Source organism: uncultured Flavobacterium sp. (assembly GCF_937967675.1).
Classification (GTDB): domain Bacteria; phylum Bacteroidota; class Bacteroidia; order Flavobacteriales; family Flavobacteriaceae; genus Flavobacterium.
The window spans coordinates 21,386-32,277 of sequence record NZ_CALBSN010000002.1 but is presented as its reverse complement, the minus strand read 5'-3'; the positions used below and the strand labels follow the sequence as shown (position 1 = coordinate 32,277).

The following is a 10,892-nucleotide window of genomic DNA, read 5'->3' as shown; positions in this document are numbered from 1 at the left end:
GGAATTGTGAATAACATTACCGCTTTTGGATGTTTTGTAGATTTAGGAATCAAAGAAAGTGGTTTGGTTCACATTTCGCAATTGAAAGAAGGCTATGTTTCCGATGTAAATGAAGTTGTAAAAATGCACCAACACGTGCAAGTAAAAGTAGTTGAGGTTGACGAAGCGAGAAAGAGAATTCAGTTGACGATGATATTGTAATCGAGTAAAAAGATAAAATCCCAAACTCTAACTAATAAAAGTTGGAATTTGGGATTTTAAATATTTAAAAGAAAAACTATTCTTTTTCTTTCGTTTCTTCTTCTTTTTTAGAATTAGCAGGTTGGTCATCTTTTGCTGCGTTTTTGAACTCTTTGATACCAGTTCCAATTCCTTTCATTAATTCAGGAATTTTCTTACCACCAAAAAGTAAAACAATAATAGCGATTATAAGAATAACTTGTGTTGGACCAACAACTCCTAAAAATATAGCTAGTGCATTCATTTTTTCTAAATTTTAAAGTACAAAGATATAAAGAAATTAACAAATGATTATTTTTTAACGATTAATTATACAATTCGAAATTAGAAACCCGTTGTATTTAGTATATTTGTGTAATTAATATGTTTTAAAAATGGCTAATAAAAGGCTAAAAAGACAACTTTTATTAAGAAAATTATTCAATAAGAGAAGGTTAGTTATTCTTAACGAGGATACTTTTGAAGAAACTTTTTCATTAAAATTAAATTTAATGAACGTCTTTGTGGTGGCAACGGTTGGCGCTATTTTAATCATTTTTGTTACTACTTATATCATTGCTTTTACACCACTTCGCGAGTATATTCCAGGCTATGCTTCTACTAAATTGAAACAAGAAGCCTTGGAAATGGCAATAAAATCAGATTCTCTTGAAAAATCGGTAAAAATCAATAACGCTTATATCGCATCTATAAAAAAAGTGCTTACAGGCGATTTAGAATATGCGAAGTTAAATAAAGATTCTATTAAAGCTTTAGATGTTGCAGAATTGGATTTATCAGAACTTGCTCCAACCGATAAAGAAACAGAGCTAAGGGAACAAGTTATTAAAGAAGATAAATACAACGTTTTTGAATCTTCAAAACCTAAAGTAAGTTTTGTATTGTTTCCGCCGGCTCAAGGAAGTATTTTACAAAAGTATAATGTTGGAAATAAACATTTGGCCGTTACGATTGCACTTACCGATAATACACCAATCAAAGCTGTTGCAGCTGGAACCATCATTTTTTCGGATTGGACACCAAGTTCGGGTTATGTGGTGATTGTGCGTCATAAAGATGATATTTTATCGGTGTATAAAAATGCAGCTTCGGTAACTAAAAAACAAGGAAATACAGTGAAATCAGGAGAAGTTATCGCTCTTGCTGGAAATGCAAATACGGTTCAAAATTCAGGTGCTACCTTGCATTTTGAATTATGGAAAGACGGTTTCCCAATTGATCCAACTCAATTTATCAATTTCAATTAACATGTCAGTAAAAGTTTTTGCGGCCAAGTTATTTGCCAAAAGAATTCACGCCAAAACTCAAAAATGGGCCAATAATCCTGTTGAAACCCAACAAAAAGTTTTTGAAGAATTAATCAAAGAAGCAGCTCAAACGCAATTTGGAAAAGACCACGATTTTAGTTCGATAAAATCTCATTCTGATTTTGTTCAAAAAGTTCCCGTTCGCGATTACGAAGGTTTGAAACATTATGTAGATAAAGTGGTAAAAGGTGAAGAAAATGTACTTTGGAAAGGAAAACCGCTTTATTTTGCTAAAACTTCTGGAACTACTTCGGGTGCCAAATATATTCCGTTGACAAAAGAATCAATGCCGTTTCATATTCAAGCCGCTCGAAATGCAATTTTGAGTTACATACACGAAACTGGAAAAGCAGATTTTGTATCAGGAAAAATGATTTTCTTACAAGGAAGTCCTATTTTAGAAGAAAAAAACGGTATCAAACTTGGAAGATTATCCGGAATTGTAGCGCATTTTGTTCCGAAATATTTACAAAAAAACCGCATGCCAAGTTGGGAAACCAATTGCATCGAAGATTGGGAAACTAAAGTTAATGCTATTGTAGAAGAGACCATTAAGCAAAACATGACGGTGATTTCGGGAATTCCGTCATGGGTGCAAATGTATTTTGAAAAATTAAAGGAAAAAGCAAACAAACCCGTTGGCGAAATCTTCAAAAACTTCAATTTGTTTATTTATGGTGGCGTCAATTATGAACCCTATCGAGCGAAGTTCGAAAATTTAATTGGAAGGAAAGTCGATTCGATTGAATTGTTTCCGGCTTCCGAAGGCTTTTTTGCCTACCAAGATTCACAAAAAGAAAAAGGCATGTTACTGTTATTGAATTCCGGAATTTTCTACGAATTCATAAAAGCAGACGAATTTTTCACGGAACATCCAAAACGCTACACCATTGGCGAAGTTGAACTAGGCGTAAATTATGTTTTAATTATTTCTACCAACGCTGGACTTTGGGCTTATAATATTGGCGATACGATTCAGTTTACGAGTTTAAAACCATATCGAGTAATCGTTTCGGGAAGAATTAAACATTATATTTCTGCTTTTGGCGAACACGTAATTGGAAAAGAAGTCGAATCGGCTTTAAAAGAATCAATGGAAGGAACTGATGTTCGAGTAAATGAATTTACAGTTGCGCCACAAATCACACCAACCGAAGGTTTGCCTTATCATGAATGGTTTATCGAATTTGAAAATGAACCCGAAAATCTAGAAGATTTTGCTTTAAAAATTGATGCTGCCATGCGCAAACAAAATGTGTATTATGACGATTTGATAGTTGGGAATGTTTTGCGAACGCTAGTCATTACAAAAGTTTCCAAAAATGGTTTCCAAGAATACATGAAATCCATTGGAAAATTAGGAGGACAAAATAAATTACCTAGATTAAGTAACGATAGAAAAATTGCTCAGTTTTTTGATACAAAAGAATAAAGATGAAAGATAAAAGACTGATTTGGATTTTCTTGATTGTTTCCCAATTTGCGTTTTCACAAATCCGAGGTGTAGTCAAAGACAGTATTTCTGGCGAACCGATTCCTTTTGTAAATATTTGGGTGGAGAATGAAACTATTGGAACTACTTCGGAAGCGGATGGAACGTTCTTTTTACAAGCTTCAAAAGATAAAAACATTGTGATTTCTGTTTTAGGATATGAAAGAAAAACATTGAAAGGAACTGAAATTTCGGAAGTTTTTTTAAAACCTACTACTTATGATTTAAGAGAAGTGGTAGTCCTAAATAAAAAGCACACTAAAAAAGTTGAAATCGGTAATGTTGAAAACGCTATTTTTCAATCGTTTGATAACGGACCTAAAATAGAAGCGAAGTTTTTTTCTTATCAACCTTCTTATAGCAAAACAAAATTTATAAAAGAAGTCACCATATTTACTGATAGTAGAATAGATAACGCCACCATTAAACTTCACTTTTACAGCGTAGATGAAAACGGATTTCCGGGTGAAGAATTATTAACTAAAGATTACATAGTAACATTAAAAAAAGGAGTAATCAAACATCGTTTTACTATTTCAGATTTTGATTTGGTTTTTCCTGAAAAAGGAATGTTTGTTGCTTATGAAAAATTGCTAATAGAAAGCAATAAAACGGGCACTAAGTATCAGCCTTATGTGCTTTACAATTATGTAGATAGAGATTTTTTTTATACGTACGCTTACGGAAAATGGAGCAAGCAATCAGGCGAAAATTCAGAGAAAATCAGTGTTTATGAACCCTCGATAAACTTGATTTTATCGAACTAAAATAAAAAACACTACATTTGTAGGTTAGAAAATATAAAATTAATGAAGGACATTAAAAACATTTCGCGCTCAAGAGCGCAAGAGTCGTCAGCAGCTATTGAACGACTGTACATTACCATGAGACATTTATTTAACAGAGGTTTTTATAAGCCAATGGGTGTTTCAGGAGAAACGTTGAGAGAAGCTTTATTATCGCTTCGACCAGAAATTTACGGTTCTATTGCCGAGGAAAAAGTAGAGCTAAACGGACTGTTATATGTAATTGAACGTTTACCAATTGGAATTGAAGAATGCCGTTACATCAATTTAACTTCTGATGAAGGTTATTCGAATTCACACTTTAAAGCGATTGTTCCACCAAAAAGAAGAAGAAATTGTTATCGTATAGACGACGAACAAATGAATGTGGAAATCACACGCGGACGTTCGGACATTTATGATATTTTGACGCATTTAACTTTTATCTTTATCGAATCGCACAAAATTAAAGATAGAGTTTTAATTGATGATGAAGGAGCGGTTTCACGCGATTGGCAAAAATTAGAATTAGCGGTAAAACAAACTAAAAAATTAAGCTTAATTGACCGTGAAAAAGCAATTTCTCATGCGGCTAACGTTTTAGGAAGAACCTTTGCCGAAGTACAAGATATTTACGATGATTTCGCTACAGCAGAAGCTCCAGATAGATTCTTACACGTAGTGTATTGGTTAGGAAAATTGGCAATTGAAGAAGTTGTTGATAATAATAAAAGAACGATTACGTTTAGTCCAATTTTAAGAGAAAGACTCGGACACCATATTTATGGCGACATTTGGGCTACTACGATTAAAGATGTTTTACTTAAAAATGATTTAATTGAAAGACCCATTCACATTATCAGTGCGAATATGCACAGTGTGATGAATTCTATTTTTGCTGAACCTGTTTTAGGAAAAAAATACAAGAACACACCTGAATTTCAAATATTTGAAGATTTAAGTAGTTCGGCAAACAAAGAGTTGCGCAAGAAAGTAGAAGAATTTGCGTTAACTCAAGGAATGATTTCATTACCAGACACATCAGGAACAAATATTGATGTTCAAATTTTTGATACGGCTAAAATTGATTTCAAGAAAACCATTTTTGCTGAAGCGAAGTTAGCCAAAGAAAAACCGGTTATTATTGTAATGGATTACGCTTTTGGTGAGCAAGCTTTTGAAACGATTGACGAATTATTGAAACCTTATAAAGCGGAAAAGAAAAATAAAATTTTCTTAAATGTAGAATCGGTTTCGATTATGGGTAAAGCGGGTATTTTAGAAGGTGGAAAAGGTGATATTATGATTCCTTGTGCTCATGTGAATGAAGGAACTGCTGATAATTATCCTTTTGAAAATGAGTTAACCAAAGAAATGTTTGAAGGAAATGGAATTCCAGTATTTGCTGGACCTATGATTACGGTGTTAGGAACATCACTTCAAAATAGAGATTTGTTGAAGTTTTTCCATGAATCTACTTGGCAAGCAATAGGTTTAGAAATGGAAGGAGCGTATTATCAAAAAGCAATTCAATCAGCATCAAAAATTAGAAAAAGTATTAATCCAGATGTAAAAGTTAGATATGCTTATTATGCTTCTGATAATCCATTAGAAACAGGAAGTACATTAGCATCAGGAGGATTAGGTACCACAGGAGTAAAACCAACGTATTTAATTACGATTAAAATATTAGAACAAATCTTCAATGTAAAATAAGAATTTATGAGTACAAATTCTCAAGATCAAGAGATCGATTTAAGACAAATTGGCACCGGAATTAAAAATTTTTTCAAAGGAGTATTAAATTCCATTTTCGATTTTATTTTTTTTGTTAAAAAGAAAATAATTATTATCGGAATTTTGTTTGTTGTAGGAGTAGTTTTGGCTTTTATGTTGGATTCTAAAGCATACAATCATGAAATTTCTGTAATACCTAATTTTGGAAGTAATGAGTATTTATATAAAAAAATAGAGCAAATTGACACGAAATTAAGGGAAAAAGACGAAATTTTCTTTCAAGAAATTGGTTTGAAAAATTTCAAAAGAATTACAAATATTGAAATTGAAGCTTATCCTGCAATTTATAGTTTTGTTAATAACAAAGATCAAGAAAATAACTTTGAGTTAATTAAATTGATGGCTGAAGATGGCAATATAGATAAAATCATGAAAGATAATATAACGAGTAAAAATTATTATCACCATAAAATTTCAATTCAGACTGATGGCATGTTAAAAAAAGAAGAGTTTATTACTCCTATTTTAAATTACTTGAATACCAATATTTATTTTGAAACTCAACAAAAAATTCATCAAAAAAATTTAGCAGAAAAAATTGCTATAAATGATTCTTTAATCAAACAAATTGATAATTTGATAATCTTATTATCATCAAATAGTTCAACGGGAACTATTTCAATTTCTGAAAAAAATAGTATTCCAGAATTAGTTGATAAGAAAGATAACTTAATTCAAGAAAAACAAAATCTTCTTATCACTGAAAGTATCTTTGACAAGATTGTAAAAGAAGAAAGCAGTATTCTTAACATTAGAGATTATAAACCACTTTTATTGAATAACAAAGTACTTTTCCCACTTTTATTAATTTTACTATACTTTCTGTTTTTTTCGTTTAAAAAAGTTTATAAACGTCAATTATCAAGAATACAAGAATAATGAAACACATTCTAATAACAGGCGGTGCCGGATTTATTGGAGCTAATTTTGTTCCCTACTTTATAGAAAATAATCCAGATTATCATTTGGTGAATTTGGATTTACTTACTTATGCTGGAAATTTAGAAAATGTTTCAGAAGTTGAAAATCATCCGAGATATACCTTTGTGCAAGGCGATATTTGCGATAGAAATTTTGTAGAACAATTGTTTCAAAAATATCAATTTCGTGATGTAATACATTTTGCAGCAGAAAGTCATGTAGACAACTCTATTTCGGGTCCAGAAGCTTTTATTAAAACCAATGTTTTAGGAACTTTTAATTTATTAGATACCGCAAGAAAATTATGGATGTCTGCTCCAAATCAATACAATGTTGGATTTGAAAATCCCCGTTTTCACCATGTTTCTACAGATGAGGTTTATGGAACTTTAGGCGAAACCGGTTTGTTTAAAGAAACCACACCTTATGCCCCAAATAGCCCCTATTCGGCTTCAAAGGCAGGTTCAGATATGATTGTGAGAAGTTATTTTCACACCTATGGAATGAATGTGGTTACCACAAATTGTTCTAACAATTACGGACCCAAACAACACGATGAGAAGTTAATTCCAACCATTATTCGTAAAGCGATACAAGGTGAAAATATTCCAATCTATGGAGACGGGAAAAATGTTCGCGATTGGTTGTATGTTTTAGACCATTGTAAGGGAATTGAACTAGCATTTAAGACTGGAAAAGCTGGAGAAACCTACAATATTGGAGGAAGAAACGAACGTAATAATTTATACATCGTTGACACTGTTTGTTCTATTTTGAATGAATTACAACCAAAATCAGAGGGAAAATATCAAGATCAAATTACATTTGTGAAAGATAGACCGGGTCATGATTTACGATATGCCATTGATGCTACAAAAATAGAAAACGAATTAGGCTGGAATGCTGACGAAAATTTCGAATCAGGTATTAAGAAAACCATCGAATGGTACTTACAAAAATATAACAACTAATGAAAGGAATTATATTAGCTGGAGGTTCAGGCACACGTTTACATCCGTTAACATTGGCGGTGAGTAAGCAGTTGATGCCTATTTACGATAAACCGATGATTTATTATCCATTATCAACTTTGATGTGGGCGGGAATTCGTGAAATTCTAATCATTTCAACACCTCATGATTTGCCTTTATTTCGTCAATTATTAGGCGATGGAAGTAAATTAGGTTGTCGATTTGAATACGCCGTTCAAGAACATCCAAATGGATTAGCAGAAGCATTTATCATTGGAAAAGAGTTTGTTGGAAATGACAAAGTAGCTCTGATTTTGGGAGATAATATTTTCTACGGAACTGGTTTAGCGGAATTACTTCAAGCTAATAATAATCCAAATGGTGGCATTATTTATGCGTATCATGTACACGACCCAGAGCGTTATGGAGTAGTTGATTTCGATAAAGATGGAAAAGTGTTATCTATCGAAGAAAAACCTGAGTATCCAAAATCAAACTATGCTGTTCCTGGAATTTATTTTTATGATAATGATGTTTTAGATATTGCAGCTAATATCAAACCAAGTCATAGAGGGGAATTAGAAATTACCGATGTGAATAAAGAATATTTGAATCGAGGTAAATTACAAGTAAGTATTTTAGATAGGGGAACGGCTTGGTTAGATACAGGAACGTTCCAATCGTTAATGCAAGCTGGTCAATTTGTTGAAGTTATTGAAGAACGTCAAGGATTAAAAATTGGCGCCATTGAAGAAGCCGCCTATAAAATGGGCTTCATTGATTCCAATCAGTTAAAAGTATTAGCCGAACCTTTGTTGAAAAGCGGCTATGGAAAACATTTAATGAGTTTAGTGAGTTAAAATGACATTTAAAGAAACCAAACTAAAAGGATGTTTTATTCTTGAAAACAAAATAATCAAAGACGAACGTGGTTATTTCATGGAGAGTTTCAATGAGAAAACTTTTCAAGAAGGCGTGGGTCAAAAAGTAACTTTTGTTCAAGATAACCAATCGTTTTCAACTAAAGGTGTTTTAAGAGGTTTGCATTATCAATGTGGCGAACATGCGCAAGCCAAACTAGTTCGTGTTTTACAAGGTGAAGTTTTAGATGTAGCGGTTGATTTAAGACCTAATTCTAAAACATATGGTCAATATGAAGCAGTATTGCTTTCTGCAGAAAATCAAAAACAGTTTTTTATTCCAAGAGGTTTTGCACATGGTTTTTTAGTTTTATCTGAAACCGCAACCTTCTTTTATAAATGCGATAATTTTTATAACAAAGAAAGCGAGGGCGGATTAATTTACAACGACCAAACCGTTAATATCAATTGGAATTTTCCTTTGAATGAATTGATAATTTCCGAGAAAGATCAAATATTACCGAATCTTGAAAACACCAAGAAAGTATGGTAGTACTAGTTACAGGAGCTAAAGGTCAACTTGGGCAATCTATAGGATTTATTGCTAATAAATATCCAAATATTCAGTTTGTATATACCGATTTTCAAGAAATGGATATTACCAATATTGAAAATTGTCAAGCAGTTTTTGCAAAACACCAACCTCATTTTTGTATCAACACAGCCGCTTACACCGCTGTTGATAAAGCTGAAAGCGAATCGGATAAAGCGCATTTAATTAACGCTGTTGGTCCTGAAAATTTGGCTAAAGTTTGTAAAGAATTTGATACTATTTTAGTTCATATTTCTACAGATTTTATTTTTGATGGCACTTCAAAAGTTCCTTATTTAGAAACCGATATTCCAAATCCGAAAAGTATTTACGGACAAACGAAGTTAGATGGTGAACTTGCCATTCAAAAAAATTGGGAAAAATATTTCATCGTTAGAACTTCTTGGGTGTACTCACAATTTGCAAATAATTTTATGAAAACAATGTTGCGACTGGCTTCGGAACGTGATAGTTTGTCAGTTGTGAATGATCAAATTGGAACACCTACATATGCTGTTGATTTAGCTGAGGTTTTGTTAAAAATAATACAGTCTTGTCATGCTCAACTCGTTTCAGCATCACCCATTAACTTTGGTGTTTATAATTTCTCTAACGAAGGCGATTGTTCTTGGTACGATTTTGCGGCAGCAATATTTTATCAAAAAAATATAGAGATTGATTTGAAGCCTATTCCAACAGATTCCTATCCAACACCCGCTAAAAGACCCGCTTACAGTATTTTAGATAAAACGAAGATAAAAAAGGTTTTTGGCGTTCAAATTAAAAATTGGAAAGAAAGTTTAACTATAAGTTTAAACCATTTGAATTAATGAAAAAAGCCCTACTTTTTATCTGCTTTTCTGTTTCATTATCTTTTTCTCAAGAAAAATCATCAGGTTATTTTGATGTACAACTTTTTAGGGGAAATATTATAAAGCATACAGAAGATGTTGGGCATTTGATTTCAGGTCATCCGGATGGATTTTTAGTAAGCTATAACTGGAAAACTTTTGGTAAAAAAGAATGGGAGCAAGTTTATAATTATCCAGATTATGGAATTTCATTTCATTATTTAGACTTTAAAAATCATTATTTAGGGTATAATGTTGCTTTAGGATTACACTATAATTTTTACTTTTTTAATCGAAATTTAATGTTTCGAATTTCACAAGGAATTGGTATGACATCGAATCCTTATGATAAGGAAACCAACAATAAAAACAACGCTTTTGGAACTAAAGTAATGGATAATACCTACTTTATGTTGCAGTATAAAAAAGAAAATCTTTTCAATCGAATTGGTTTTCAAGCCGGATTTATGTTAACGCATTTTTCAAACGGAAGATTCAAAGCGCCTAATAGCGGAATTAACACCTTTGCATTAAACGTTGGATTAAACTATAATTTTGGCGAAAATCAAGAATACATAAAGGATTCTTTACCAGCATCGGCAACGTATAAAGAAAGAATAAAATACAATATTGCCTTTAGAACAGGAGTTTCTGAAGGACCAGTACCTCATTTGGGTCAGCGTCAATTTTATCACATTGGTTTGTATGCTGATAAACGAATTGGAAGAAAAAGCGCTTTACAACTAGGAACCGATGTTTTTTTCTCTCGATATCTTAGAGATTATATTGAATTTGTTTCAGTGGCTTTTCCTCCCGGACATAAATCATATGCAGACGCTGATACCGATTATAAAAGAGTGGGATTGTTTGTTGGACATGAATTATTCATTAACAAACTTTCTATTGAAACACAACTTGGGTATTACGTTTATAAACCATTTGATTATGAAATTGATGTTTATCAAAGAATAGGAGCAAAATATTATCTTTACAAAAACTTCTTTACAGGAGTTGGATTAAAAACCCACGGCGGAAGAGCCGAAGCGATAGAAGCTACTATTGGTTTACGATTATAA

The 10,892-nt window shown here is 32.2% G+C and carries 12 protein-coding genes; 11 read left to right on the top strand and 1 reads right to left on the bottom strand.

Annotated elements, in window-relative coordinates; genetic code table 11:
* The coding region (locus tag Q0075_RS00335) for a S1 RNA-binding domain-containing protein (RefSeq protein ID WP_297867779.1) at nt 1–201 on the top strand (201 nt) is incomplete at its 5' end.
* A 76-nt stretch (nt 202–277) separates the two neighbouring features.
* Here Q0075_RS00335 and tatA read toward each other — a convergent pair.
* Nucleotides 278–484, bottom strand: a complete 207-nt coding sequence (gene tatA, locus Q0075_RS00330) for a twin-arginine translocase TatA/TatE family subunit (protein ID WP_026725433.1) — start codon at nt 482–484, stop codon at nt 278–280.
* Between the two features lie 130 nt (nt 485–614).
* Between tatA and Q0075_RS00325 the strand changes: the two genes are divergently transcribed.
* Genes Q0075_RS00325 through Q0075_RS00280 form a run of 10 tightly spaced genes read left to right on the top strand, consistent with a single transcriptional unit; the run spans nt 615 to nt 10,892 of the window.
* Nucleotides 615–1,487: a M23 family metallopeptidase gene (locus tag Q0075_RS00325; protein WP_297867778.1), complete on the top strand. Its 873-nt coding sequence runs from the start codon at nt 615–617 to the stop codon at nt 1,485–1,487.
* A gap of 1 nt (nt 1,488) precedes the next feature.
* On the top strand, nt 1,489–2,979 hold the full coding sequence (locus tag Q0075_RS00320; protein WP_297867777.1) for a GH3 auxin-responsive promoter family protein: 1,491 nt from the start codon (nt 1,489–1,491) through the stop codon (nt 2,977–2,979).
* Nucleotides 2,980–2,981: 2 nt separating this feature from the next.
* Complete coding sequence (locus Q0075_RS00315) at nt 2,982–3,806, top strand: carboxypeptidase-like regulatory domain-containing protein (protein WP_297867776.1); 825 nt, start codon at nt 2,982–2,984, stop codon at nt 3,804–3,806.
* 42 nt (nt 3,807–3,848) lie between these two features.
* The gene (locus Q0075_RS00310) at nt 3,849–5,540 is read left to right on the top strand and encodes a hypothetical protein (RefSeq protein ID WP_297867775.1); all 1,692 of its coding nucleotides are present in this window, start codon (nt 3,849–3,851) and stop codon (nt 5,538–5,540) included.
* Between the two features lie 6 nt (nt 5,541–5,546).
* Nucleotides 5,547–6,500 carry a hypothetical protein gene (locus tag Q0075_RS00305; protein WP_297867774.1) on the top strand — a complete coding sequence of 318 codons (954 nt, stop codon included), beginning with the start codon at nt 5,547–5,549 and terminating at the stop codon, nt 6,498–6,500.
* A complete protein-coding gene (gene rfbB / locus Q0075_RS00300) occupies nt 6,500–7,513 on the top strand; it encodes a dTDP-glucose 4,6-dehydratase (protein WP_297867773.1) in 1,014 nt (337 codons plus the stop codon). The genes Q0075_RS00305 and rfbB overlap by 1 nt, the downstream gene beginning before the upstream one ends.
* Complete coding sequence (gene rfbA, locus Q0075_RS00295) at nt 7,513–8,373, top strand: glucose-1-phosphate thymidylyltransferase RfbA (protein WP_297867772.1); 861 nt, start codon at nt 7,513–7,515, stop codon at nt 8,371–8,373. The genes rfbB and rfbA overlap by 1 nt, the downstream gene beginning before the upstream one ends.
* Nucleotide 8,374: 1 nt before the next feature.
* Nucleotides 8,375–8,926 (top strand): dTDP-4-dehydrorhamnose 3,5-epimerase, encoded by a 552-nt coding sequence (rfbC, locus tag Q0075_RS00290; RefSeq protein WP_297867771.1) that lies wholly within the window; start codon nt 8,375–8,377, stop codon nt 8,924–8,926.
* Nucleotides 8,920–9,795, top strand: coding sequence for a dTDP-4-dehydrorhamnose reductase (gene rfbD / locus Q0075_RS00285; protein ID WP_297867770.1), 876 nt, complete (start codon nt 8,920–8,922; stop codon nt 9,793–9,795). Before rfbC ends, rfbD begins: the two co-directional genes overlap by 7 nt.
* Nucleotides 9,795–10,892 (top strand): acyloxyacyl hydrolase, encoded by a 1,098-nt coding sequence (locus Q0075_RS00280; RefSeq protein WP_297867769.1) that lies wholly within the window; start codon nt 9,795–9,797, stop codon nt 10,890–10,892. The genes rfbD and Q0075_RS00280 overlap by 1 nt, the downstream gene beginning before the upstream one ends.